This window comes from Pantoea sp. B65 (genome assembly GCF_047308185.1).
Lineage (GTDB): Bacteria > Pseudomonadota > Gammaproteobacteria > Enterobacterales > Enterobacteriaceae > Erwinia.
In genome coordinates this window covers 116,160-138,609 of sequence record NZ_JAHXPU010000011.1, presented here as the reverse complement: position 1 = coordinate 138,609, position 22,450 = coordinate 116,160, and the positions used below count along the sequence as shown (strand labels likewise).

Genomic DNA, 22,450 nt, shown 5'->3' with positions numbered 1-22,450 from the left:
CCGTCAGTGATTCGCTAAGGTGCTGTTGTGTGGGCGGTTGTCCAGTCGTCATTGGTGGTCTGGCGTGTCCTGAGTCTGGAAACTGGCGTTGACCAGTAACCCCAACCTCAGGACTCCTGACAATGGCAAAAAAAGTCTCAAAATTCTTTCGCATCGGCGTCGAGGGTGACACCTGCGACGGCCGCATTATCAGCGGTAACGATATTCAGGAAATGGCCGAATCGTTTGACCCTCGCGTCTACGGTTGCCGTATTAACCTTGAGCACATTCGCGGTCTCTTTCCTGATGGCGACTTCAAGCGCTTAGGCGATGTGGTTGAGCTGAAAGCCGAGAAAATCGACGACGACTCTGCGCTTAACGGCAAATGGGCGTTGTTCGCTAAAATCACCCCGACCGATGACCTTATCGCGATGAATAAAGCCGCGCAAAAGGTCTACACCTCAATGGAAATTCAGCCGAATTTTGCCAATACCGGCAAATGCTACCTCGTTGGCCTTGCGGTCACTGATGACCCGGCGAGCCTCGGCACTGAATACCTCGAATTCTGCCGCAACGCGAAGCACAACCCTCTGCAGCGCTTTAAGGCCAACCCTGAAAACGTCTTTTCCGCCGCCACGCTGGCCGAGCTGGAATTTGAAGACGTTCCCGACACGGTGTTCAACAGCCTGGCCGATAAGGTGAAAGCCATTTTCAGCCGTAAGCAGGTCAGCGACGATGCGCGCCTGAATGATGTGCATGAGGCGGTGACCACCGTCAGCGAACATGTGCAGACCAACCTGACCAGACAGGAGGAGCGCATTTCCGGTATGGAAGCCGCGTTTGCCTCTTTCAAACAGGAAGTGACCGGCAAGGTTGAAGAAACCAGCCAGGCATTTTCCGCCCTGAAAACCACCCTCGACAAAACCGAAAGTTTCAGCCAGCCGCGACGCACGAAAGCCAGCGGCGGCGGTGGCGACGAGCTGCTGACCGACTGCTGATAAACCGCAGACCGAAACCGGGCGGCAACCCCGCCCGATGCTGTGACTAACCGATTAATTCAAACAGGAAATACTATGCGTCAGGAAACCCGTTTTAAGTTCAATGCCTATCTGACCCAGCTCGCCAAACTGAACGGCATCAGCGTTGATGACGTCAGCAAAAAATTCACCGTCGAGCCGTCCGTCACGCAAACGCTGATGAACACCGTGCAGGCGTCATCCGCGTTTCTGCAGACGATTAACATTCTGCCGGTCGCAGAAATGAAGGGCGAGAAAATCGGCGTCGGTGTGACCGGCACCATCGCCAGCACGACCGACACCTCGGGCGACAAAGAGCGCCAGACCGCAGATTTCACCGCGCTTGAGTCCAACAAGTACGAGTGCAATCAGATTAACTTTGACTTCCACCTGACCTATAAACGCCTCGACCTGTGGGCGCGTTTCCAGGACTTCCAGCGCCGTATTCGCGACGCTATTGTCCAGCGTCAGGCACTCGATTTCATCATGGCCGGGTTCAATGGTACCACCCGCGCTGATACCTCAGACCGCAGCAAAAACCCGATGCTGCAGGATGTGGCCGTCGGCTGGCTGCAGAAGTACCGCAACGAAGCCCCGGCGCGCGTGATGAGCAACATCACCGACGCTGACGGCAAGGTCGTTTCGGCGGTGATTCGTGTCGGTAAGAACGGCGACTATGAGAACCTCGACGCGCTGGTGATGGACGGTACCAACACCCTGATTGACGAGATTTATCAGGATGACCCGAAACTCGTTGCCATCGTTGGCCGTAAGCTGCTGGCCGACAAATATTTCCCGCTGGTCAACAAACAGCAGGAAAACACCGAGTCGCTAGCGGCGGATATCATCATCAGCCAGAAGCGCATCGGCAACCTGCCAGCCGTTCGCGTGCCGTACTTCCCGGCGAATGCGGTATTCGTGACCACGCTGGAAAACCTCTCTATCTACTTCATGGATGAGAGTCACCGCCGCAGCATTGATGAGAACCCGAAAAAAGACCGTGTGGAAAACTACGAGTCGATGAACATCGACTATGTGGTCGAGGCGTATGCCGCCGGGTGCCTGCTGGAAAACATCACCCTGGGCGATTTCACCGCACCTGCAGCACCGGAAAGCGGAGCCTAAATCATGACGAGCCCCGCACAGCGTCACATGATGCGGGTCTCGGCCTCTCAAGCCGCGCAGCGGGAACAAGCCCCGCTGCGCCATGCAACCGCCTACGAGCAGATGCTTGTAAAGCTGGCCGAAGACCGCCGCACGTTAAAAAACATCCGTTCAAATGAGCGTAAAGCCGAGAAAAAGCGCGAGCTGCTGCCGTTCTATGCGCCGTGGGTGGCCGGTGTGCTGGCTGATGGCCGAGGTGCGCAGGATGACATTGTCATGACCGTCATGCTGTGGCGTCTCGATGCCGGTGATATTGCTGGCGCGCTGGAAATTGCGCCCTACGCGCTGAAATACGGCCTCACCTCAGACCATCGTCGCACCACGCCTTACATGCTGGTTGAGGAGGTGGCGCTTGCCGCGCTGCGCCTGCGCGATGCCGGGGAGCCTGTCGACCTCGCATTACTGCTGACCACCCTCAGCCTGACCGACGGTGCTGACGTTCCCGATATGGTGCGCGCCCGTCTGCATAAGGTGACCGGCCTGACCCTGCGCGATACCGGTCAGAGCGCCGAAGCGCTGGCGCAGTTTCAGCGCGCGATGCAGCTCGACCGCAATGCCGGTGTGCGCAAAGAAATTGAGCGACTGGAGCGGGCATTGAAACCAAAGCCCGAGGCCGCGCCCCGTAAAACGACTAAACCGCGCACGCGCAAACCTGCCACCAAACCGGCGGCAAAGCGCGGGCGTCCACCAAAGACGGTAAAAACCGCCGGTTAACTGAACGCTCCCCGAGCCGGGCGGCACGCTGGTCAAAGCGGGTTTTGACCCTGACGGCGACCGGCGTCCACCGCCCAACCTAATGAGGTTGTCATGACGACAGTAATACTGAATCAGCCCGACGAACCGCAGGACGTACCGGGCGTGGTGATTCCCGCACCGGAGACGGGCGACGCAGTGATTAAAAATACGTTCTTTTTCCCTGATGTGGATCCGAAGCGGGTGCGCGAGCTGATGCGCCTTGAGCAGACGGTTTCCGATGCGCGCCTGCGCAACGCCATCAAGACCGGCATGGCGGAAACCAATGCGGAGCTTTACGACTACCGGCTGCGCCAGATTGCTGCCGGGTTTAAGCAACTGGCCGACGTGCCTGACGCCGAGGAAATCGATGGCGAGAATGTGCGCGTTTTCCACTACCTCAGCGCCGTGACGGCGATGGCGACCGCCACCCTGTATGAGCGTTATCGCGGCGTTGAGGCCACCGGCAAGGGTGACAAAAAAGCCGACAGCGTCGAAACCACCATTGATGACCTGTGGCGGGATATGCGCTGGTCGGTCTCGCGCCTGCAGGATAAGCCGCGCTGCATCGTGGGTCAGCTCTGATGAAAGTCTACGCGATGCAGGGCGACACCCTCGACGCTCTTTGCGCCCGGTATTACGGGCGCACTGAGGGCGTGGTCGAGACGGTGCTGCAGGCTAATCCCGGCCTGTCTGAGCTGGGCGTCATTCTGCCGCATGGCACGGCGATTGACCTGCCCGACGTTGAAACCTCGCCCACGGCGGAGACCCTGAACCTATGGGACTGAGTATGGAAAAAATTACCACGTTTATCGCCTACTGGCTGGCCGTGGGTCTGGCGTATTTCGGGGCAATGTCGCCCGAAAAGCTGGCGCTGTATGTGGGTAGTCTGTGCGCCATTTTTACGGCGGCGGTGAATTTCTGGTACCGGCGCAAAACCTTTCGTTACCTGACCGAAATGGGAATCGACAAAGGGGTGACCCGTGAGCTCAATCGTTAAACGTTGCAGTGTGGCCGCAGTGCTGGCGCTGGCGGCACTGATGCCTGATTTTCGTCTGCTGAATACCTCGGCTGATGGTCTGGCGCTGATTGCCGACCTCGAAGGGTGTCGCCTGACACCTTACCAGTGCAGCGCGGGCGTGTGGACGTCAGGCATCGGCCACACTGCCGGGGTGGTACCGAAACGCGATATCACCGAGCGCGAAGCGGCGGCAAATCTGGTCGCCGACGTGCTGAACACCGAGCGGCGTCTCGCGGTCTGCGTGCCGGTCACCATGCCGCAGCCGGTTTACGACGCGCTGGTCAGTTTCTCTTTTAACGTCGGAACCGGCGCGGCCTGTCGTTCGACGCTGGTTTCTTACATCAAGCGTCATCAGTGGTGGCAGGCATGCGACCAGCTTACCCGCTGGGTGTACGTCAATGGCACTAAAAACAAAGGGCTGGAAAACCGCCGCGCGCGGGAACTGGCGTATTGCATGAAAGGAGTAACCCAATGAAAAAATATTTACGTTCCCTGATGTTCGATGCCCTGCTGGCACTGGTGCTGCTTTGGGGGCTGGTATCGCCGCAAAGTGCCGCAATGAATTTTGTTGCCGCGTGGGCGATATTTGTCTGTTTTGTCTGCATTACGGCAAGCATTGCCGGTGTGGTCGCTTACGACCACTGGCTGCTCAATACGGGCAAAGGTATTCCCGTCAATCCTGAGCTGATGAAGGTATTCCGCGCCGTCTTTTGCCGCAAACCCTCGAAAGCCGGTCGCACATGGTCTCTCATTCTTTTCTCTGTTACCGCCGGTTGCCTGCTTGGTGCGGGCTGGATCTTTACCGCACTGGTTTACCTGCTTTGTGTTCTGACCTTTAAGGCCGTTCGCGAGACCTACCGCCAGCGCATTGAGGGGGCTGGTCTGTGTCCAGAGTCATTGTGATGTTTCTGGCTTCTGCGCTGGTGCTGGCTGTGCTTGGGCTGCTGTGGTTGCGCCATGAGAACGGCAATTTATCCCGCTCCTTTGAGACAGCAAACCGCGTCGCGAGCGAACAAAAGACGACGATTGGCATGCTGAAAAATCAGCTCAGTGTTGCCGGTACGCTCGCCCGACGTAATGAATCCGCGCAGGTGGTTCTGCGCGAACAGCTCGCAAAGGCCAGCGCAGAGGCCAGCCGCCGCGAGCAGACGATAACGAGGTTGCTTAATGAAAATGAAGCCTTTCGCCGCTGGTATAACGCTGCTTTGCCTGATGTTGTGCGTCGGCTGCACACCCGCACCGCCTGCGCCAGCGCCGGTGATTGTGGTCAGCGGATGCCCGAGGGTGAGCCTTTGCCCGATGCCGGGAAGTGACCCGAAAACCAATGGTGACCTGAGCGCAGATATCCGCCGTCTTGAGGGCGCGCTGACCGCCTGCGCGCTGCAGGTTAAAACCGTCAAACACTGTCAGGATGAACTCGATGCAGAAGCACAAAAGCCTGCGCAAAGCGCTGATTAACGCCGTGCCGCAGCTCCGAAATAACCCCGATATGCTGCGCCTTTTTGCCGACAACGGCCATACCGATTCCCGACTGGCGAGCTCGCTGTCGTTTGAAAAGGTGTACGTGCTTAACGTGGTGGTGACCGACTTCACCGGTGACCTTGATTTGATATTCGTGCCGGTGCAGGCGTGGCTGCGTGAACATCAGCCGGACATTATGACCACCGACGACGGGCGGGAAAAAGGATTCACCTGGATTATTGATATCAATAACGACGATTCGCTTGATATCAGTATCAGCCTGAGGCTCACCGAGCGCACGCTCGTCAAAGAGGTCGACGGCGCGCTGCACGTCAGCTATGCCCCTGAGCCGCCACTGCCTGAGCCGGTGACGCGCCCGGTCGAGCTGTACGTTAACGGCGAACTGGTGAGTAAGTGGGATGAGTGAGTTAACCGCGCTGCAGGAACGCCTTGCCGGTCTGATTGCCAGCCTGTCACCGGCGGCGCGTCGGCAAATGGCGGCTGAGATTGCGAAAAAGCTGCGTACCAGTCAGCAACAGCGAATCAAGCGCCAGCAGGCACCCGACGGCACCCCGTATGCGGCGCGTAAGCGCCAGCCGGTGCGGAGCAAGAAAGGACGCATTAAGCGCGAAATGTTCGCCAAACTGCGCACCAGTCGCTTTATGAAAGCCAAAGGCAGCGACAGTGCGGCGGTGGTGGAGTTTACCGGCAAGGTGCAGCGCATGGCGCGGGTTCATCAGTACGGCCTCAAAGACCGGCCAAACCGCAACAGCCGGGATGTGCAGTACGAGGCGCGCCCTTTGCTCGGTTTCACCCGCGACGATGAGCAGATGATTGAAGACGTCATTATCAGGCACATCGGCAAATAAATATTGTGTGAATCACCACCGGAGCCGCGCGAATTGGCGCGACTCCAGACCAGAGGCATCCTTGCACTATGAATACGTTATCCACGATACAGGAGCTCGCGCGTGCGATTCGCAACCTCATCCGCTCAGGTGTGGTGACTGAGGTTGATACCGTGCAGGGGCTGTGCCGCGTACAAAGCGGCGGGATCCAGACTACATGGCTGAACTGGCTGACCACCCGCGCCGGTCGTTCGCGGACGTGGTGGGCTCCCTCGGTCGGTGAGCAGGTTCTGCTGCTGGCAATCGGTGGCGAGCTTGATACCGCTTTCGTGCTGCCGGGTATTTTCTCCGACGATAACCCCGCCCCGTCTGCCTCGGCGGATGCGTGGCATGTGGCTTTTCCTGATGGTGCGGTCATTGAGTACGAGCCCGAGACCGGCGCGCTGACGGTCAGCGGCATCAAAACGGCTGACGTGACGGCATCGGAGTCCATCACCGCAACCGTGCCGCTGGTACTGGTGAAAGCCTCGACCAGTATCACCCTCGACACCCCGGAGGTGATTTGCACCAATAAGCTGACGACGGCGACGCTTGAGGTGCAGAACGGCGGCAAGATGAGCGGCAATATCGAACATTCCGGCGGGTCACTGTCGTCTAATGGCAAGGTGCTCCACACCCATAAACACCCGGGCGACAGCGGCGGGCAAACGGGGGCTCCGTTATGACGGCGCGCTATCAGGGGATGAACCGAAATACCGGCCTTGGCATCAGCGACACTGAGCACATCAGCCAGAGCATGCGCGACATACTGCTGACGCCGGTCGGTTCGCGGGTGATGCGTCGTGAATATGGCTCACTCCTGTCGGCGCTGATTGATATGCCGCAAAACCCGGCGCTCAGGCTGCAAATTATGGTGGCGTGCTATTCGGCTATCCAGAAGTGGGAGCCGCGCATCCGGCTTACCGCCATCAGCTTTGAGACCGGCGACGCTGGCGAAATGTATGTCGATATTACCGGGATGCGTACCGATACCGGTGCGTCAGTTTCAACCACTGTTTCACTGAGTTAAATCACTATGGCAACCGTTGACCTGAGTCAGTTACCCGTTCCCGACGTGGTTGAGGAACTGGACTATGAAACTATCCTTGCGGAACGCATTGCGACGCTGATTTCGCTCTATCCCGAAGACCAGCAGGAGGCCATTGCCCGGACACTGGCGCTTGAGTCAGAGCCGATTGTTAAGCTGCTGCAGGAAAACGCCTACCGTGAAGTTATCTGGCGTCAGCGGGTGAACGAAGCCGCGCAGGCGGTGACGCTGGCCTATTCCGCCGGTAACGACCTCGACGTCGTGGCAGGGAACAACAATACCGAACGTCTGACCATCACCCCGGCGGATGACACCACCATTCCGCCGACACCTGCCGTTATGGAATCCGATACCGACCTGCGCCTGCGCACGCAACAGGCGTTTGAGGGCTTGAGCGTGGCGGGGCCGGTCGGCGCATATGAGTATCACGGTCGCAGCGCCGACGGGCGGGTCGCTGACGTTTCGGTCGCAAGCCCATCGCCAGCCTGCGTGACGATTACCGTGCTATCTCGCGAGGATGACGGCACCGCCAGCCCTGAGTTACTGGCAATCGTTGAAAAGGCGCTTAATGCCGAGGATGTGCGCCCGGTGGCCGACCGGGTTACTGTCCAGTCAGCCGAGATTGTGCCGTACCAGATTGACGCGACGCTCTACGTTTACCCCGGCCCCGAATCTGAGCCCATCAGGCAGGCATCAGAGCAGAAGCTGCAGAGCTACATCAGCGCGCAGCACCGCCTCGGGCGTGATATCCGCCTGTCGGCCATTTACGCGGCGCTGCATGTTGAGGGGGTTCAGCGTGTCGAGCTGGCATCACCGCAGGCCGACATTGTGCTGAGTAAGTCGCAGGCGTCGAACTGCACCGAGTACCAGATAACTATCGGGGGCTCGGATGAGTGACCGGCTGTTACCCGTTGGCTCGTCGCCGCTGGAAGTTGCTGCCGCTGCCGCGCTCTCTGAGATTCAGCGCGTGCCGGTACCGCTGCGCACTTTGTGGAACTGGCGCACCTGCCCGGTAAACCTGCTGCCGTATCTGGCGTGGGCGCTGTCGGTTGACAGGTGGGATGAGAAGTGGCCGGAGGCGACAAAGCGCAGCGTCTGCGCATCCTCCTTTTTCGTCCATCAGCACAAAGGCACCATCAGCGCATTGCGTCGGGTGGTTGAGCCGCTCGGCTTTCTGATTGAGGTGCGCGAGTGGTGGCAGCTCGACGAGGAGCCCGGCACATTTCGCCTCGTTGTCGGCGTGCTCGACAGTGGCATCACTGACGAAATGTATCAGGAGCTTGAGCGCCTGATTGAAGACGCCAAACCGGCAAGTCGCCACCTGACGGGGCTGGCTATCAGCCTGAGTGCAACCGGCGAGCTGTATGTCGGCGCGGGATGCTACGACGGCGACGCGCTGACCGTTTACCCCTACACCCCCGAGGAAATTGTCGTCGGCGGTGAATATTACCCGGCCTCGGCCATCCATTTGATTGATAACCTGAGAGTGAACGCATGACCGCAAAATATTTTGCCATTCTGACCAATCAGGGCGCGGCGCGGCTGGCGAACGCGGCGGCACTCGGTACCAAACTCAACCTGACGCAGATGGCCGTCGGTGATGCGAATGGTACGCTGCCGACCCCTGACCCGGCGCAGACGAAGCTCATTAACCAGAAGCGCATCGCGCCGCTGAATCTGCTGACCGTTGACCCGGCCAATACCAGCCAGATTATCGCGGAACAGATTATTCCCGAGAATGAGGGCGGATTCTGGATCCGCGAGATTGGTCTCTATGATGATGCCGGTGTACTTATTGCCGTGGCGAACTGCCCGGAAACCTACAAGCCGCAACTGCAGGAGGGAAGCGGCCGCACGCAGACCATTCGCATGATTCTGATTGTGTCGAGCACATCGGCCATCACCCTGAAAATCGACCCGTCAGTCGTGCTGGCAACGCGTCAGTATGTCGACGATAAGGTTATCGAGGTGAAAGCCTATGCTGATGAACTGTTGAAAAAGCATGTCGACGCCGAAAACCCGCATAAACAGTATCTGCTGATTGCGAACGCACTCAAAGAAATGGCGGATGCTGGCCTGATAGAGCAGGTTTTCCAGAATCTTGGATTAGGCACCGCCGCTAAAAAGAATGTTGGTACTGGCTCAAATCAAATTCCAGATATGTCTGCGTGGCAAAAGTCTACAAGTGGCCGGATTAAATGGCGTAAGTTTCCTGACGGCACAATCATTCAGATAGGAATATCAACTGCAGGTTTTTTAGGGGTACCAGTTAATATTACTTTACCAATTTCATTTAGTGACGCCTCATATAGTGTGGTTGCGTCGTATGATAATGCTCGAACTGGCGTGAACGTAATCCACGGTTTTGCTGCGCTGCCTGTCTCTGGCTCTCAGTTCGCTTTGATGTGCTCAACGCCAACTCAGGGAACCGGGCAGTTTGCCTACTGGTTAGCAATAGGAGATTAAGTTATGCATCAATATTATTTCTCAAAAAAAGAAAATGGCTTTTTCATTAATCCAGAAGATGCACCTTCTGATATCGTTGAAATTAGCGAGAGTGAATGGGAGCATTTATTAGAAGGGCAAAGCGAAGGGAAGTTAATAATCAGCAATGAAGATGGATATCCAATATTGATTGACCTTCCCCCTCCTTCACCTGCGCAACAGATAGCTATGGCAGAACAACAAAAATCCGCATTGCTGGCCGAAGCGCAAAGTACTATCGGCCTGTGGCAGACTGAGCTGCAGCTCGGCATCATCAGCGACGATGACAAGGCCAGCCTGATTGCGTGGATGAAATACATTCAGGCGCTGAACGTGGTCGACACCTCAACAGCACCGGATATCGACTGGCCGGTTAAACCGGAATAAAGCAAGGCGGGCTGATGCCCGTCTTTTTTTAACTTGTTTATGTGCCATTCGCCACCCATCGCCGACAAATAGCCCCTCACCAGACCAGCCAGGACAATAACACTCGCCCACTAACCACGGAGTTAACCGGATGAGTGATTTTCACCACGGCACGCAGGTCATCGAAATCAATGACGGTACGCGTGTTATTTCTACGGTCGCGACTGCAATCGTCGGCATGGTCTGCACGGCCAGCGATGCGGATGCCGCGACATTTCCCCTCAATGAGCCGGTACTGATTACCAATGTGCAGAGCGCCATTGCGAAAGCCGGTAAAAAAGGCACGCTGTCTGCTTCCCTGCAGGCCATCGCCGACCAGTCAAAACCCGTCACCGTTGTCGTGCGCGTTGCCGACGGCACGGGGGAAGATGCCGAAGCTCAGACCATTTCTAACATCATCGGCGGCACGGATGAGAACGGTAAATACACCGGTATCAAAGCGCTGTTGACTGCCGAAGCGGTCACCGGCGTTAAGCCGCGCATTCTCGGCGTGCCGGGTCTCGATACGCAGGAAGTCGCAACCGCACTCGCGTCGGTCTGTATCAGCCTGCGCGCCTTTGGCTATGTCAGCGCATGGGGCTGTAAGACCATTTCCGAAGCGATGGCCTATCGCGAGAATTTCAGTCAGCGCGAGCTGATGGTCATCTGGCCTGACTTCCTCGCATGGGACACTACCACGAACGCCACCGCAACAGCCTACGCCACCGCGCGGGCGCTCGGCCTGCGCGCCTACATCGACCAGACTGTCGGCTGGCACAAAACTCTGTCTAACGTCGGCGTGCAGGGTGTCACCGGCATCAGTGCGTCAGTCTTTTGGGATTTGCAGGCATCCGGCACCGATGCTGACCTGCTCAACGAGGCCGGGGTCACGACACTGGTGCGCAAGGATGGTTTCCGCTTTTGGGGTAACCGCACCTGCTCTGATGACCCGCTTTTCCTGTTTGAGAACTACACCCGCACCGCGCAGGTGCTGGCCGACACTATGGCCGAGGCGCACATGTGGGCGGTCGACAAGCCCATCACCGCATCGCTTATCCGTGACATTGTCGACGGCATCAACGCCAAATTCCGCGAGCTGAAATCAAATGGCTACATCGTGGACGGTGAATGCTGGTTCGACGAAGAATCGAACGATAAGGAAACCCTCAAGGCCGGGAAACTGTATATCGACTACGACTATACGCCGGTTCCACCACTGGAAAGCCTGACCCTGCGCCAGCGCATCACCGATAAATATCTGGTGAATCTGGCTGAATCGGTCAACAGCTAAGGAGCCTGAAACAACATGGCACTACCCCGCAAACTCAAATATCTGAACATGTTTAACGACGGCCTTAGCTACATGGGCGTTGTTGAATCCGTGACGCTGCCGAAGCTGACCCGCAAGCTCGAAAACTATCGCGGCGGCGGCATGAATGGTGCAGCGGCGATTGACCTCGGCCTCGACGACGATGCGCTCACCGTCGAATGGTCTGTCGGCGGTCTGCCTGATGTGGCGCTGTGGGCGCAATACGCCGCGCCGGGTGCTGATGCCGTGCCGCTGCGTTTTGCTGGTTCTTACCAGCGTGACGACACCGGCGAAATCATCGCGGTCGAGGTGGTCATGCGTGGCCGACATAAAGAAATCGACGGCGGCGAAAATAAACAGGGTGAAAACACCTCGACCAAACTGTCGACCGTTTGCACCTATTACCGCCTCACGATTGATGGTAGCGACGTCATCGAAATCGACACCGTCAACATGGTCGAGAAGGTGAACGGCGTTGACCGTCTGGAACAGCACCGCCGCGCAATCGGGCTGTAATTCCCTGACCGGTCAGTATGGCTGGCCGGTTATTAATCCCCTTTCAGAGCAGAGAAAAAATCATGGCTAAAGCACCACGTAAAACCGCTGAATTTGTTGATACGGCTGGCAATGAAATTGACACCGTAAACCCGAACGTCGTGACCCTCGACAAGCCGATTAAGCGCGCCGGTCAGACAATTGATAAAGTCACCCTGATTGAGCCGAACGCCGGTACCCTGCGCGGTGTCAGTCTGGCAGCGGTGGCGCAGTCTGAGGTCGATGCGCTGATTAAAGTCCTGCCCCGCATGACCTATCCCGCGCTCACCACGCAGGAACTGACCGCGATGAACCTGCCCGACATGTTATCGCTGGCCGCTAAGGTGATTGGTTTTTTGTCACCGGATTCGGCGGAATAGATTTTCCGCCCGACCTGTCGACCGATGACCTGATGGCGGATATTGCAGTGATATTCCACTGGTCGCCATCAGAGCTCTATTCCCTGAGCCTGACCGAGCTCATCACATGGCGCGAAAAGGCGCTACAGCGTAGCGGAAACCACAATGAGTAATAACCTGAGGATTGAGGTATTGCTGAAAGCGGTCGACCAGGCGACCCGACCGCTTAAATCCATCCAGACCGCGAGTAAATCCCTCTCGGGTGATATTCGCGACACACAAAAAGGGCTGCGTGACCTGAACGGTCAGGCATCGAAAATCGACGGCTTTCGTAAGGCAAGCGCGCAACTGGCCGTAACCAGCCAGTCGCTTGAGAAAGCGAAACGCGAAGCCGGTGAGCTGGCGGTGCAGTTTAAAAACACCACCAGTCCGACCCGTGCGCAGGCGCAGGCACTCGAAGCGGCAAAGCGTGCCGCCTCTGAGCTGCAGACGAAATACAACAGCCTGAGAACGTCGGTGCAGCGCCAGCGCTCCGAGCTGATGCAGGCCGGTATTAATACCCGCACCCTTTCTGCCGATGAGCGCCGGCTCAAAACCTCCATCAGCGAAACGACGGCGCAGCTTAACCGCCAGCGCGAGGCACTGGCGCGTGTCAGTGCGCAGCAGGCGAAATTAAGCCGGGTGAAAGAGCGATATAAATCAGGCAAGGAGCTTGCCGGTAACATGGCCGCTGCAGGTGCCGCCGGGGTCGGTATCGCGACAGCGGGAACGATGGCCGGGGTTAAATTACTGATGCCCGGTTATGACTTTGCGCAGAAAAATTCCGAACTGCAGGCCGTGCTCGGGGTCGATAAGCAATCGCCAGAAATGGAGGCGCTACGCAAACAGGCTCGCCAGCTCGGCGACAATACTGCAGCCTCTGCAGATGACGCAGCGAGCGCGCAAATCATCATTGCGAAAAGTGGTGGTGACGCTGCTGCCATTCAGGCGGCGACGCCAGTCACACTGAATATGGCGCTGTCAAACCGGCGCTCAATGGAAGAAAATGCTGCGCTGCTGACCGGGATGAAATCAGCGTTTCAACTTTCAAACGACAAGATTGCTCACATTGGCGACGTTCTCTCGATGACGATGAACAAAACCGCCGCCGATTTTGACGGACTGAGCGACGCGCTGACCTATGCCGCGCCGGTGGCGAAAAATGCCGGGGTGAGCATCGAGCAAACCGCCGCAATGGTCGGTGCGCTGCACGACGCCAAAATCACCGGGTCAATGGCGGGCACGGGTAGCCGCGCAATTCTCAGTCGCCTGCAGGCTCCCACCGGAAAAGCGTTTGAGGCCATTAAGGAGCTCGGCGTCAAAACGTCCGACAGCAAGGGGAATACGCGCCCGATATTCTCCATCCTGAAAGAAATGCAGCGCAGCTTTGAGAAAAACAACCTCGGGACAAGCCAGCGCGGCGAGTACATGAAAACCATTTTCGGCGAGGAGGCCAGCTCGGCGGCGGCGGTACTGATGGAAGCAGCCTCAAGCGGCAAACTTGACCGGCTCACTGCCGCGTTTAAAGCCTCGGACGGTAAAACCGAGGAACTGGTTAAGGTTATGCAGGATAACCTCGGCGGCGACTTTAAAGAGTTCCAGTCAGCTTATGAGGCAGTCGGTACCGACCTTTTTGACCAGCAAGAGGGCTCGCTGCGTAAACTCACCCAAACCGCCACACAATACGTGTTAAAGCTCGATGGCTGGATCCAGAAAAACAAAGGTCTGGCGACAACTATCGGCATTATTGCCGGTGGCGCACTTGCTCTGATTGGTATCATCGGCGGCATTGGTCTCGTTGCGTGGCCGGTTGTCATGGGGATTAACGCCATTATCGCCGCTGCTGGCGTGTTGGGTACGGTCTTTACTGTTGCTGGTAGTGCCATTGTGACCGCACTCGGTGCGATTACCTGGCCGATTGTGGCCGTCGGTGCGGCGATTGTGGCCGGGGCGCTACTCATCCGCAAATATTGGGAGCCCATCAGCGCATTTTTCTCGGGGGTGATTGAGGGCATCATGAGTGCCTTTGCACCGGTCGGGGAAATGTTCGCTCCATTAGCTCCAATCTTTGACGGACTCGGTGAGAAGCTGCGCGGCGTCTGGCAGTGGTTTAAAGACCTGATTGCACCAGTCAAGGCCACGCAGGAGACGCTCGATAGCTGCAAAAATGTCGGCGTCATATTTGGACAGGCACTGGCCTCTGCCTTGATGGCTCCGCTCAATGTTTTTAACAAGCTGCGCAGCGGTGTCGACTGGCTTCTCGAAAAACTCGGCATCATCAACAAAGAATCGGACAGCCTCGACCAGACTGCCGCCAAAACCAATGCCGCCACGCAGGGTAATTCCTACATCCCGGCAACCAGCACATATGGCGGCTATCAGGCTTATCAGCCAGTTACCGCACCGGCGGGGCGCTCTTACATTGACCAGAGCAAAAGCGAATACAACATCACTCTGCCGGGAGGTGTTGCGCCGGGGCATCAGCTTGACAGACAGCTACGCGACACGCTCGAACAGATTGAGCGCGAAAAGCGTGCGCGTCAGCGTGCCAGTATGAGCCATGACTGAGAGGAATAAACGATGATGCTTGCGCTTGGAATGTTTGTGTTTGAACGCCGCACCCTGCCTTATCAGTCGATGCAACACTCGAAAGATTATCGCTGGGCGTCTAATGACCGGGTCGGGAAACCTCCTGCATATCAGTTTCTTGGCGAGGGAGAGAACTCGATCCAGCTTGCCGGTACGCTTTACCCTGCTATTACCGGCGGTCGCATATCCCTGCTGGCTGTTGAATTGATGGCCGACGAGGGCAGAGCATGGCCGCTTATTGAGGGAACCGGCAATATCTTCGGGATGTATATCGTCGATAAGGTGTCGACCACGCATGCCGAGTTTTTCAGCGACGGCTCGGCCAGAAAGATTGATTTCACCCTTTCGCTGAAACGGGTCGACGAATCACTGACGGCAATGTTTGGCGACCTGAATAAGCAGGCCAGCGAGCTTCTCGGTTCTGCCGGTAATCTCACTGATAAGCTGCAGAGTGCGCTCGGAGGGCTGACAGCATGATTACGGGTATGACTATTGATGCCGGTACCAGCCTTGCACCGGCGTTTATGCTGACACTGAACAGCCAGGACATTACCAGCAATTTTAGTGACCGGCTGATTTCTCTTACCATTACCGACAACCGGGGTTTTGAGGCTGACCAGCTCGACATTGAGCTAGACGACACCGACGGCAAAGTCGAGTTACCCCTGCGCGGGGCGGTGCTGACGCTGTGGCTTGGGTGGCAGGGTTCCGCGCTTCTGAATAAGGGCGATTTCACGGTCGATGAGATTGAGCATAGGGGCGCGCCTGATACCCTGACCATCCGGGCGCGTAGTGCAGACTTTCGCGGAACGCTCAATTCACGGCGTGAAGAATCGTGGCACGACACCACCCTCGGTGAGTTGGTCAGCGCCATTGCAAAACGCAATAAACTGACGGCCAGTGTCGCGGATTCACTGAAAAAAATACCGGTTCCGCATATCGACCAGTCGCAGGAGTCCGACGCCGTATTTCTGACGCGGCTGGCTGACCGCAATGGGGCGGCGGTGTCAGTGAAAGCGGGGAAACTCCTGTTTCTGAAAGCCGGTAGTGCGATGACGGCCAGCGGTAAACCCGTCCCGCAAATGACGCTGACACGCAGCGATGGCGACCGTCACCAGTTTGCCATTGCCGACCGCGGGGCTTATACCGGCGTAACGGCAAAATGGTTGCACACCAAAGACCCGAAGCCCCAAAAGCAGAAAGTAACACTGAAACGTAAGCCAAAAGAGAAGCACCTGCGCGCACTGGAGCACCCGAAATCAAAGCCGGTTAGCAAAAAGACAAAGGCCAAAAAAGAGCCGGAAGCGCGCGAGGGTGAGTATATGGCCGGTGAGGCAGATAACGTTCTGGCGCTAACGACGGTCTTCGCTTCCAAGGCGCAGGCGATGCGCGCCGCTCAGGCTAAGTGGGATAAGCTGCAGCGAGGCGTTGCGGAGTTTTCAATTACGCTGGCGCTTGGCAGAGCTGATTTATTTCCTGAGACACCTGTGCGCGTGTCAGGCTTTAAGCGCGTCATAGACGAGCAATCTTGGTTAATCAGTAAAGTGACCCACAATCTGAATAATAGCGGCTTCACGACGGGCTTAGAACTTGAGGTTAAACTCTCTGATGTGGAGTACAGCGCGGAATCGGATGATGAATAAAATGTATTCACAAAAAGTGAATTGATGATTATCATTGCTTCACGAATTGAGAATAATGGGTGGGTTATGTTTCATTGTCCGAAGTGCCATCATGCCGCACATGCGCGAACAAGCCGCTATCTAACCGAAAATACGAAAGAGCGCTACCACCAGTGCCAGAACATCAACTGTAGTTGCACGTTTATGACAATGGAAACGATAGAGCGCTTTATTGTTACTCCGGGAGCCATCGACCCGGCACCACCGCACCCGATTGTCGGTGGTCAGCGACCATTGTGGCTGTAAAGAAATCGTTCAGAAAGAGGGTGTCTACGTATGTAGACAGCCCTCATTGATTAAGCTGTTAACTCAGTTAAATTATTAAAATCACAAATGTTCAAGTAATAACACGTGGTCATACTTGATTGTAAATAACTCATTAGCCAGACGCAGATCATCAGTTAATATGGTGTAATCATTTACAAGTTGAATCAATGAGTTATCTGTAATGCCATACCTGACGAACAAGCCCTGAGAATCCCTGCTAACTTCGCCGGAAATCTGACTAAATGTATTGAAGAAGGTGCTGGCGATACGCATGGCTTCGTCCAGTATATAGCCATTTAAATCAATGAGGTTTGACACTTCTGTAGCTATATATGGTGTAATGAAAACGTCATCCGCTTTTTCCATCACGTCGAGTATTTTGTCAAAGTCGTCAAGAGAGTACTTTTTCAGACGGCTTGAATTGCCGATATGCCGCCCACCTTCAATCCCGCCTATAACCAGAAGTAGCAAAAGATTTGTATCAATGATGAGTGATTTAATCCTCTTCATGAAGGTTATACCCGGTCGCGTATCATCCTAAATCCCTTGAACACGCCATTCTCACGTCCGACGATGAAAGTGCGATATTCCTTTTTTTCTCGGAGTTGCCTAAGTAGGTGAGTGATCTCCATTCTTTGAGTTGGGTCTGGTATAGAGTGGTCTTCGACAATGTAGCTGAAGGTTAGCTCGTAGTTTTTCCCATCGTCAGAAAGTAATGCTTCTTCCAATGCAAAACCTTTGGCTTTTGGTAGCATTTTCTGAGCATTGTTCAGTGCGATAGTCACGGCTTCATCAAAAGTAAATTCGCTCATTTCTAATCTCTTATAAAGTACTAACGTGTGAATAATATACAACATTAGGCAGATTGAAGCCTAACACCTGATAGCTAATCATTCGTGCTGGTCACTGAGGCTGAACATTTACACCGCCACTTTATCGCCACTTGAAAATCAGATAGCAAAAAGGCCACTCGCGAGAGTGGCCTAACTGTATGTATTTACTGCTAAAATTTGGTGGCCCCTGCTGGACTTGAACCAGCGACCAAGCGATTATGAGTCGCCTGCTCTAACCACTGAGCTAAGGGGCCTGCGGGGCGGGATTATAAAGTAACTCTGGTGCGCAATCCAGCGATAAGCATCTGGTTGTCTTTTTTTTCAGCAACTTCCGCTTTTCGCAAACCATCTGAATCACAAGGTATTAATCCAGCTCACCGCTCTGACCATCTGTACCGGTATCGCAATTTAGCCGTTTTTTGTTACTTCAGCGCGGCCAGGCAGTAAAAACGATAGTTGCTGCCGCGGTAATTACTGCTGATAACGCGAGGCCGGTTGGCTTAGCGACAGTCCGGGGATCATCGTGGCGCGTGCAGCATCATACTGTTGCCACTGCGTAATATCTTCCAGCGCAGGAATGGTCACGCTTTCGCCCAGATCCAATCCTCGCAGACTGGCATCCACCATCGTTTCCACCTCCATCACCATATATGCGGGGATCTCATCGATCGACTTCCCTGAACGGTCAAAGATCTCGGTACGGGTTACGCCCGGCAACACGGCCTGTACGCGCACGCCGTGTTGTTGTAACTCGCGTTCCAGTGCCCGCGTCAGCGTCAGCACAAAGGATTTACTGGCGTTATAGGCGCCATTAAACATCTCATGCACCAGCGATAATACCGACGCGACATTGATAATGGTGCCGTGGCCGCGTGCTTTAAAACTGTTTCCGGCAGCGTGAGCAAGGCGGGTTGGCGCGCTGATATTCAGCGCAATCATGGTTTCAATTTTGCTGATATCGGCAGAGAGGAAATCGCCGTCAACACTCATGCCGGCGTTATTCAGCAGTAATGTGATCTGCTGGTCATCACTCAGGCGTTGAGCAATGCGGTGAAGATCTTCAGCGCGGGTAAGATCGGCCGGTAGTACTTCGATATTCACGCCATGCGCCGCAGTCAGCGTCGCTGCCAGTGCCTCAAGGCGGGCTTTATCACGTGCCACCAGAATTAAGTTGTAACCGCGTTGCGCCAGACGCCGGGCGTAGGTGGCGCCAATACCTGACGAGGCGCCGGTAACTAACGCGGTACCTGAAGATTGCACAGATAGAGACATGGTAAACTCCTGCATATGATGGTCATCATTTAATGTGACTACAAATATGACGATCATCATATTAACAGTCAAGAGGCAACGGAGTTTGAATATGACGGTCGTAATAATTATTATGATTGTCATAATCTATGATAAAAAAGGTCGCTTAGCGGGAGAGGGAGATGGAAAATCTGAATCACAAAGCGCGCACCCGGCAGCGCATTCTGGATGAGGCCGCCAGTGCCATGCGGGTGGTGGGCACCGAGGGGATTGGTGTCGCATCGCTAATGAAGCGGGCGGGGTTAACCCACGGTGGCTTCTATGCCCATTTTGCCTCGCGTGACGATCTGGTTGCTCACACCATCGATCATATTTTTGAGCAGTCACTGGCGGCGCTGGCGGCGACGCTGAATGAACCGGATGCAAAAACCGCACTGCGTGAATTTATCGATATCTATCTTTCCGATAAGGTACGCCTGGCGCCGGAGCAAAGTTGTCCGCTACCGGCACTGTCAGGTGAAGCTGCGCGCCTGCCTGCGGCCGCTCGGGCACGTTTTGACCATGGTGTGCAGTATCTGCAGCAGTTAATCAGTGCGCGGCTACAACAGAGCGGAGAAGCCGATGCGGATGCCATGGCAACCTCGGCACTGGCCGAGTTGATTGGCGCGATGTCACTGGCGCGCGCCTGCCCTGATGAGCAGCGTGCGGCGCAGATGCTGGCCGGTTCGCGTCAAAGCCTGAAGCAGCGTTTACATCTGTTATCTTAACAACCCCTCCAACCCGGGACCCTATGAGCGATAACACTGAACAGCCAATTACCGATATTCTCGCACCAGGTCTGCGCGTGGTGTTTTGCGGCATCAATCCCGGCAAGTCCTCGGCGCATACCGGATTTCATTTTGCTCATCCAGGCAATCGCTTCTGGAAAACCATCTGGCAGGCGGGGTTTACCGACCTGTTGTTAAAGCCGGAACAGGAACGGATGCTACTGGAGACGCGCTGTGGCATTACCATGCTGGTTGAGCGTCCGACGGTACAGGCCAATGAGTTGTCGGCAAGTGAGCTGCGTGATGGTGGCAAGACGCTAATTGAGAAGATCCGGCAACATCAGCCACTGGCGTTAGCGGTATTAGGTAAGGAAGCTTTTAAGCGCGCCTTTCGCCAGAGCAAAGTGGAGTGGGGCAGGCAGGCGATGACCATTGGCGCCACCGAAGTCTGGGTACTGCCTAATCCCAGCGGGCTGAATCGCGCCTCGCAGCAGGAAATGGTGGAGTCTTACAAAGAGCTGGATGTGGCACTGGCGCTGCGGGGCCAGTAATCAGGCGCAAGGCAGGCAATAAAAAACCCCGGCAAGCCGGGGTTTTTGTCACTTCAGCGCACAATTAATCGTCGAGGAAGCTACGCAGCACTTCAGAGCGGCTTGGATGGCGCAGTTTACGCAGCGCCTTCGCTTCAATCTGACGGATACGCTCACGCGTTACATCAAACTGTTTGCCCACTTCTTCCAGCGTGTGGTCGGTGTTCATATCGATACCGAAACGCATACGCAGCACTTTCGCTTCACGCGCGGTCAGGCCAGCCAGAACGTCATGCGTTGCAGAACGCAGGCTTTCTGAGGTGGCGGAGTCCAGCGGCAGCTCCAGCGTGGTATCTTCGATAAAATCACCCAGATGTGAATCTTCATCATCACCAATCGGCGTCTCCATAGAGATTGGCTCTTTGGCAATTTTCAGCACCTTGCGGATCTTATCTTCCGGCATCAGCATACGCTCAGCCAGTTCTTCCGGCGTCGGCTCGCGACCCATCTCCTGCAACATCTGGCGCGAAATACGATTGAGTTTGTTAATAGTCTCAATCATATGCACCGGAATACGGATGGTACGCGCCTGGTCGGCGATCGAGCGGGTGATAGCCTGACGGATCCACCAGGTGGCATAAGTTGAGAACTTATAACCACGGCGATATTCAAACTTATCTACCGCTTTCATCAGACCGATATTGCCTTCCTGAATCAGATCGAGGAACTGCAGACCACGGTTGGTGTATTTCTTGGCGATCGAAATAACCAGACGTAAGTTGGCTTCCACCATCTCTTTCTTCGCACGACGCGCTTTCGCTTCGCCGATTGACATGCGACGGTTGATATCTTTTACCTGATCAATAGTCAGGCCGGTTTCTTCTTCAATCTGCGCCAGCTTCTGCAGGCTGCGATGAACATCATCAGCCACGTCGTTCAGCTTTTCTGACCATGGCTTGTTCATTGCCAGGGCAGCTTTAAACCAGGTTTCGCTGGTTTCATTGCCGGTGAACAGCGTAATAAAGTTCTTTTTCGGCATTTTGCACAGTTCAACGCACAGCTTCATGATGATACGTTCCTGAGTACGAACGCGGTCCATCATGGTACGCATGCTGTTGACAAGGAAATCAAACTGCTTCGGCACCAGACGGAACTGTTTGAACACGTCAGACAGGTTCTGAATCTCAGCGGCGGCTTTCGCATGGCTACGGCCATTTGCTTTGATTACAGTACGTGTAATTTCGTACTGGTTACGTAAATCAGTAAATTTTTCGCGCGCCAGTTCCGGATCGATGCTGTTGTCATCTTCGGCGTCATCGTCTTCTTCGTCTTCTTCGTCATCATTTTCACGCTCTGCTTCAGAGAGTTCAGATCCGACGTGGGTAGCCGTTGGGGCGATATCTTCTTCGGCGTTAGGATCGACAAAGCCGGTGATCAGATCGGACAGACGCGCTTCGCCCGCTTCAACGCGGTCGTACTGCTCAAGCAGATAGGTAATCGCTTCCGGATATTCAGCAACGGAGCACTGTACCTGGTTGATACCGTCTTCGATGCGTTTGGCAATGTCGATTTCGCCTTCGCGCGTCAGCAGCTCTACGGTACCCATTTCACGCATATACATGCGAACCGGGTCGGTGGTGCGTCCAATTTCAGATTCTACGCTGGATAACACTTGAGCAGCCGCTTCAGCAGCGTCTTCGTCAGTATCAGAACTGTTTTCATTCAGCATCAGATCGTCGGCATCAGGTGCTTCTTCTACAACCTGAATGCCCATGTCGTTGATCATCTGGATGATGTCTTCGATCTGATCGGAGTCGACGATATCTTCCGGCAGATGGTCATTGACCTCGGCATAGGTCAGATAGCCTTGCTCCTTACCACGGGTGACAAGTAGCTTAAGCTGTGACTGCGGGTTTTGCTCCATAAGACGGTATCCACACTTCTGTTAATTAGATTGGTGTCGGTCGGCCATGCAGCCAACAATAACAGTTGAAGGCTTTTAGATTATTGCCGCTGCCCTCGTTGCGGCTGTCGGGACCGGCCCGAACGATAATCGGCACTTAAGCCGCTAAATCTTGTACAGGTCAGGGCGG

32 protein-coding genes and 1 tRNA gene are annotated in these 22,450 nt (G+C 55.4%); 28 read left to right on the top strand and 5 right to left on the bottom strand.

Features of this window, described 5'->3' with window-relative positions:
* The first annotated feature begins 122 nt into the window (after positions 1-122).
* From JWF83_RS01505 to JWF83_RS01380, 26 genes are all read left to right on the top strand, one after another.
* A complete protein-coding gene (locus JWF83_RS01505; protein WP_413648124.1) occupies positions 123-977 on the top strand; it encodes a GPO family capsid scaffolding protein in 855 nt (284 codons plus the stop codon).
* Positions 978-1,052: 75 nt separating this feature from the next.
* On the top strand, positions 1,053-2,120 hold the full coding sequence (locus JWF83_RS01500; RefSeq protein ID WP_234278731.1) for a phage major capsid protein, P2 family: 1,068 nt from the start codon (positions 1,053-1,055) through the stop codon (positions 2,118-2,120).
* A 3-nt stretch (positions 2,121-2,123) separates the two neighbouring features.
* Positions 2,124-2,873 carry a terminase endonuclease subunit gene (locus JWF83_RS01495; protein WP_413648122.1) on the top strand — a complete coding sequence of 250 codons (750 nt, stop codon included), beginning with the start codon at positions 2,124-2,126 and terminating at the stop codon, positions 2,871-2,873.
* A 93-nt stretch (positions 2,874-2,966) separates the two neighbouring features.
* Positions 2,967-3,476, top strand: a complete 510-nt coding sequence (locus JWF83_RS01490; RefSeq protein WP_044068245.1) for a head completion/stabilization protein — start codon at positions 2,967-2,969, stop codon at positions 3,474-3,476.
* Positions 3,476-3,679, top strand: coding sequence for a tail protein X (locus JWF83_RS01485; protein ID WP_042325371.1), 204 nt, complete (start codon positions 3,476-3,478; stop codon positions 3,677-3,679). Before JWF83_RS01490 ends, JWF83_RS01485 begins: the two co-directional genes overlap by 1 nt.
* A complete protein-coding gene (locus tag JWF83_RS01480) occupies positions 3,670-3,891 on the top strand; it encodes an HP1 family phage holin (protein ID WP_001437784.1) in 222 nt (73 codons plus the stop codon). The genes JWF83_RS01485 and JWF83_RS01480 overlap by 10 nt, the downstream gene beginning before the upstream one ends.
* A complete protein-coding gene (locus JWF83_RS01475) occupies positions 3,875-4,387 on the top strand; it encodes a lysozyme (protein WP_413648121.1) in 513 nt (170 codons plus the stop codon). Before JWF83_RS01480 ends, JWF83_RS01475 begins: the two co-directional genes overlap by 17 nt.
* The gene (locus JWF83_RS01470) at positions 4,384-4,815 is read left to right on the top strand and encodes a DNZ54_00345 family protein (RefSeq protein WP_413648120.1); all 432 of its coding nucleotides are present in this window, start codon (positions 4,384-4,386) and stop codon (positions 4,813-4,815) included. Before JWF83_RS01475 ends, JWF83_RS01470 begins: the two co-directional genes overlap by 4 nt.
* Positions 4,815-5,225 (top strand): Rz-like lysis system protein LysB, encoded by a 411-nt coding sequence (gene lysB, locus JWF83_RS01465; RefSeq protein ID WP_047721265.1) that lies wholly within the window; start codon positions 4,815-4,817, stop codon positions 5,223-5,225. The genes JWF83_RS01470 and lysB overlap by 1 nt, the downstream gene beginning before the upstream one ends.
* A complete protein-coding gene (gene lysC / locus JWF83_RS01460) occupies positions 5,125-5,370 on the top strand; it encodes an Rz1-like lysis system protein LysC (RefSeq protein ID WP_229045982.1) in 246 nt (81 codons plus the stop codon). Before lysB ends, lysC begins: the two co-directional genes overlap by 101 nt.
* On the top strand, positions 5,333-5,800 hold the full coding sequence (locus tag JWF83_RS01455) for a phage tail protein (protein WP_001437785.1): 468 nt from the start codon (positions 5,333-5,335) through the stop codon (positions 5,798-5,800). The genes lysC and JWF83_RS01455 overlap by 38 nt, the downstream gene beginning before the upstream one ends.
* Complete coding sequence (locus tag JWF83_RS01450; protein WP_047721267.1) at positions 5,793-6,242, top strand: phage virion morphogenesis protein; 450 nt, start codon at positions 5,793-5,795, stop codon at positions 6,240-6,242. The genes JWF83_RS01455 and JWF83_RS01450 overlap by 8 nt, the downstream gene beginning before the upstream one ends.
* 68 nt (positions 6,243-6,310) lie before the next feature.
* Positions 6,311-6,946 (top strand): phage baseplate assembly protein V, encoded by a 636-nt coding sequence (locus JWF83_RS01445; protein WP_368528649.1) that lies wholly within the window; start codon positions 6,311-6,313, stop codon positions 6,944-6,946.
* Positions 6,943-7,290 (top strand): GPW/gp25 family protein, encoded by a 348-nt coding sequence (locus JWF83_RS01440; protein WP_000127178.1) that lies wholly within the window; start codon positions 6,943-6,945, stop codon positions 7,288-7,290. The genes JWF83_RS01445 and JWF83_RS01440 overlap by 4 nt, the downstream gene beginning before the upstream one ends.
* Positions 7,291-7,296: 6 nt before the next feature.
* A complete protein-coding gene (locus tag JWF83_RS01435) occupies positions 7,297-8,205 on the top strand; it encodes a baseplate assembly protein (protein WP_328094839.1) in 909 nt (302 codons plus the stop codon).
* Positions 8,198-8,806: a phage tail protein I gene (locus JWF83_RS01430; protein ID WP_072662402.1), complete on the top strand. Its 609-nt coding sequence runs from the start codon at positions 8,198-8,200 to the stop codon at positions 8,804-8,806. Before JWF83_RS01435 ends, JWF83_RS01430 begins: the two co-directional genes overlap by 8 nt.
* The gene (locus JWF83_RS01425) at positions 8,803-9,774 is read left to right on the top strand and encodes a phage tail protein (RefSeq protein WP_413648117.1); all 972 of its coding nucleotides are present in this window, start codon (positions 8,803-8,805) and stop codon (positions 9,772-9,774) included. Before JWF83_RS01430 ends, JWF83_RS01425 begins: the two co-directional genes overlap by 4 nt.
* A 3-nt stretch (positions 9,775-9,777) precedes the next feature.
* Positions 9,778-10,179, top strand: coding sequence for a tail fiber assembly protein (locus JWF83_RS01420; protein WP_413648115.1), 402 nt, complete (start codon positions 9,778-9,780; stop codon positions 10,177-10,179).
* Positions 10,180-10,309: 130 nt separating this feature from the next.
* Complete coding sequence (locus JWF83_RS01415) at positions 10,310-11,488, top strand: phage tail sheath protein (protein ID WP_413648114.1); 1,179 nt, start codon at positions 10,310-10,312, stop codon at positions 11,486-11,488.
* Positions 11,489-11,503: 15 nt separating this feature from the next.
* Positions 11,504-12,022, top strand: a complete 519-nt coding sequence (locus JWF83_RS01410; RefSeq protein WP_001207674.1) for a phage major tail tube protein — start codon at positions 11,504-11,506, stop codon at positions 12,020-12,022.
* Positions 12,023-12,084: 62 nt separating this feature from the next.
* Positions 12,085-12,420, top strand: coding sequence for a phage tail assembly protein (locus tag JWF83_RS01405; RefSeq protein WP_041037492.1), 336 nt, complete (start codon positions 12,085-12,087; stop codon positions 12,418-12,420).
* A 14-nt stretch (positions 12,421-12,434) separates the two neighbouring features.
* Positions 12,435-12,572, top strand: a complete 138-nt coding sequence (locus JWF83_RS01400) for a GpE family phage tail protein (RefSeq protein ID WP_308303393.1) — start codon at positions 12,435-12,437, stop codon at positions 12,570-12,572.
* Entirely contained in the window at positions 12,565-15,006 is a 2,442-nt protein-coding gene (locus JWF83_RS01395; RefSeq protein WP_413648112.1) for a phage tail tape measure protein, read from the top strand. The genes JWF83_RS01400 and JWF83_RS01395 overlap by 8 nt, the downstream gene beginning before the upstream one ends.
* A gap of 12 nt (positions 15,007-15,018) precedes the next feature.
* Positions 15,019-15,504, top strand: coding sequence for a phage tail protein (locus JWF83_RS01390; protein ID WP_413648110.1), 486 nt, complete (start codon positions 15,019-15,021; stop codon positions 15,502-15,504).
* The gene (locus JWF83_RS01385; RefSeq protein ID WP_413648109.1) at positions 15,501-16,670 is read left to right on the top strand and encodes a phage late control D family protein; all 1,170 of its coding nucleotides are present in this window, start codon (positions 15,501-15,503) and stop codon (positions 16,668-16,670) included. The genes JWF83_RS01390 and JWF83_RS01385 overlap by 4 nt, the downstream gene beginning before the upstream one ends.
* Before the next feature lie 66 nt (positions 16,671-16,736).
* A complete protein-coding gene (locus JWF83_RS01380) occupies positions 16,737-16,955 on the top strand; it encodes a DNA-binding transcriptional regulator (RefSeq protein WP_413648432.1) in 219 nt (72 codons plus the stop codon).
* An 81-nt stretch (positions 16,956-17,036) separates the two neighbouring features.
* On the opposite strand, the gene JWF83_RS01375 is transcribed toward JWF83_RS01380, so the two are convergent.
* The 4 genes from JWF83_RS01375 to JWF83_RS01360 all read right to left on the bottom strand — a co-directional run bounded on the left by JWF83_RS01375 (position 17,037) and on the right by JWF83_RS01360 (position 19,081).
* Complete coding sequence (locus JWF83_RS01375) at positions 17,037-17,486, bottom strand: hypothetical protein (RefSeq protein WP_413648108.1); 450 nt, start codon at positions 17,484-17,486, stop codon at positions 17,037-17,039.
* 5 nt (positions 17,487-17,491) lie between these two features.
* Complete coding sequence (locus JWF83_RS01370) at positions 17,492-17,788, bottom strand: hypothetical protein (RefSeq protein WP_413648107.1); 297 nt, start codon at positions 17,786-17,788, stop codon at positions 17,492-17,494.
* Between the two features lie 199 nt (positions 17,789-17,987).
* Positions 17,988-18,063 (bottom strand) — tRNA-Ile (locus JWF83_RS01365).
* A gap of 217 nt (positions 18,064-18,280) precedes the next feature.
* Positions 18,281-19,081 (bottom strand): SDR family NAD(P)-dependent oxidoreductase, encoded by an 801-nt coding sequence (locus JWF83_RS01360; RefSeq protein ID WP_413648106.1) that lies wholly within the window; start codon positions 19,079-19,081, stop codon positions 18,281-18,283.
* A 161-nt stretch (positions 19,082-19,242) separates the two neighbouring features.
* On the opposite strand from JWF83_RS01360, the gene JWF83_RS01355 reads away from it, so the two are divergent.
* Both JWF83_RS01355 and mug read left to right on the top strand, forming a co-directional pair.
* The gene (locus JWF83_RS01355; protein ID WP_413648105.1) at positions 19,243-19,827 is read left to right on the top strand and encodes a TetR/AcrR family transcriptional regulator; all 585 of its coding nucleotides are present in this window, start codon (positions 19,243-19,245) and stop codon (positions 19,825-19,827) included.
* Between the two features lie 23 nt (positions 19,828-19,850).
* Complete coding sequence (gene mug / locus JWF83_RS01350) at positions 19,851-20,378, top strand: G/U mismatch-specific DNA glycosylase (protein ID WP_413648103.1); 528 nt, start codon at positions 19,851-19,853, stop codon at positions 20,376-20,378.
* A 64-nt stretch (positions 20,379-20,442) separates the two neighbouring features.
* On the opposite strand, the gene rpoD is transcribed toward mug, so the two are convergent.
* The gene (gene rpoD, locus JWF83_RS01345) at positions 20,443-22,281 is read right to left on the bottom strand and encodes an RNA polymerase sigma factor RpoD (protein WP_413648101.1); all 1,839 of its coding nucleotides are present in this window, start codon (positions 22,279-22,281) and stop codon (positions 20,443-20,445) included.
* Positions 22,282-22,450: the final 169 nt, after the last annotated feature.

Excerpts from the sequence above, each read along its gene's own strand:
- JWF83_RS01370 (WP_413648107.1), bottom strand. The coding sequence starts at position 17,788 with ATGAGCGAATTTACTTTTGATGAAGCCGTGACTATCGCACTGAACAAT.
- JWF83_RS01390 (WP_413648110.1), top strand. The coding sequence starts at position 15,019 with ATGATGCTTGCGCTTGGAATGTTTGTGTTTGAACGCCGCACCCTGCCT.
- JWF83_RS01445 (WP_368528649.1), top strand. The coding sequence starts at position 6,311 with ATGAATACGTTATCCACGATACAGGAGCTCGCGCGTGCGATTCGCAAC.
- rpoD (WP_413648101.1), bottom strand. The coding sequence starts at position 22,281 with ATGGAGCAAAACCCGCAGTCACAGCTTAAGCTACTTGTCACCCGTGGT.
- JWF83_RS01380 (WP_413648432.1), top strand. The coding sequence starts at position 16,737 with ATGTTTCATTGTCCGAAGTGCCATCATGCCGCACATGCGCGAACAAGC.
- JWF83_RS01495 (WP_413648122.1), top strand. The coding sequence starts at position 2,124 with ATGACGAGCCCCGCACAGCGTCACATGATGCGGGTCTCGGCCTCTCAA.
- JWF83_RS01455 (WP_001437785.1), top strand. The coding sequence starts at position 5,333 with ATGCAGAAGCACAAAAGCCTGCGCAAAGCGCTGATTAACGCCGTGCCG.
- JWF83_RS01415 (WP_413648114.1), top strand. The coding sequence starts at position 10,310 with ATGAGTGATTTTCACCACGGCACGCAGGTCATCGAAATCAATGACGGT.
- JWF83_RS01480 (WP_001437784.1), top strand. The coding sequence starts at position 3,670 with ATGGGACTGAGTATGGAAAAAATTACCACGTTTATCGCCTACTGGCTG.
- JWF83_RS01420 (WP_413648115.1), top strand. The coding sequence starts at position 9,778 with ATGCATCAATATTATTTCTCAAAAAAAGAAAATGGCTTTTTCATTAAT.
- JWF83_RS01470 (WP_413648120.1), top strand. The coding sequence starts at position 4,384 with ATGAAAAAATATTTACGTTCCCTGATGTTCGATGCCCTGCTGGCACTG.
- JWF83_RS01430 (WP_072662402.1), top strand. The coding sequence starts at position 8,198 with ATGAGTGACCGGCTGTTACCCGTTGGCTCGTCGCCGCTGGAAGTTGCT.
- JWF83_RS01375 (WP_413648108.1), bottom strand. The coding sequence starts at position 17,486 with ATGAAGAGGATTAAATCACTCATCATTGATACAAATCTTTTGCTACTT.
- lysB (WP_047721265.1), top strand. The coding sequence starts at position 4,815 with ATGTTTCTGGCTTCTGCGCTGGTGCTGGCTGTGCTTGGGCTGCTGTGG.
- JWF83_RS01485 (WP_042325371.1), top strand. The coding sequence starts at position 3,476 with ATGAAAGTCTACGCGATGCAGGGCGACACCCTCGACGCTCTTTGCGCC.
- JWF83_RS01440 (WP_000127178.1), top strand. The coding sequence starts at position 6,943 with ATGACGGCGCGCTATCAGGGGATGAACCGAAATACCGGCCTTGGCATC.
- JWF83_RS01425 (WP_413648117.1), top strand. The coding sequence starts at position 8,803 with ATGACCGCAAAATATTTTGCCATTCTGACCAATCAGGGCGCGGCGCGG.
- JWF83_RS01450 (WP_047721267.1), top strand. The coding sequence starts at position 5,793 with ATGAGTGAGTTAACCGCGCTGCAGGAACGCCTTGCCGGTCTGATTGCC.
- lysC (WP_229045982.1), top strand. The coding sequence starts at position 5,125 with ATGTTGTGCGTCGGCTGCACACCCGCACCGCCTGCGCCAGCGCCGGTG.
- JWF83_RS01385 (WP_413648109.1), top strand. The coding sequence starts at position 15,501 with ATGATTACGGGTATGACTATTGATGCCGGTACCAGCCTTGCACCGGCG.
- JWF83_RS01505 (WP_413648124.1), top strand. The coding sequence starts at position 123 with ATGGCAAAAAAAGTCTCAAAATTCTTTCGCATCGGCGTCGAGGGTGAC.
- JWF83_RS01490 (WP_044068245.1), top strand. The coding sequence starts at position 2,967 with ATGACGACAGTAATACTGAATCAGCCCGACGAACCGCAGGACGTACCG.
- JWF83_RS01355 (WP_413648105.1), top strand. The coding sequence starts at position 19,243 with ATGGAAAATCTGAATCACAAAGCGCGCACCCGGCAGCGCATTCTGGAT.
- JWF83_RS01360 (WP_413648106.1), bottom strand. The coding sequence starts at position 19,081 with ATGTCTCTATCTGTGCAATCTTCAGGTACCGCGTTAGTTACCGGCGCC.
- JWF83_RS01395 (WP_413648112.1), top strand. The coding sequence starts at position 12,565 with ATGAGTAATAACCTGAGGATTGAGGTATTGCTGAAAGCGGTCGACCAG.
- JWF83_RS01410 (WP_001207674.1), top strand. The coding sequence starts at position 11,504 with ATGGCACTACCCCGCAAACTCAAATATCTGAACATGTTTAACGACGGC.
- JWF83_RS01405 (WP_041037492.1), top strand. The coding sequence starts at position 12,085 with ATGGCTAAAGCACCACGTAAAACCGCTGAATTTGTTGATACGGCTGGC.
- mug (WP_413648103.1), top strand. The coding sequence starts at position 19,851 with ATGAGCGATAACACTGAACAGCCAATTACCGATATTCTCGCACCAGGT.
- JWF83_RS01500 (WP_234278731.1), top strand. The coding sequence starts at position 1,053 with ATGCGTCAGGAAACCCGTTTTAAGTTCAATGCCTATCTGACCCAGCTC.
- JWF83_RS01435 (WP_328094839.1), top strand. The coding sequence starts at position 7,297 with ATGGCAACCGTTGACCTGAGTCAGTTACCCGTTCCCGACGTGGTTGAG.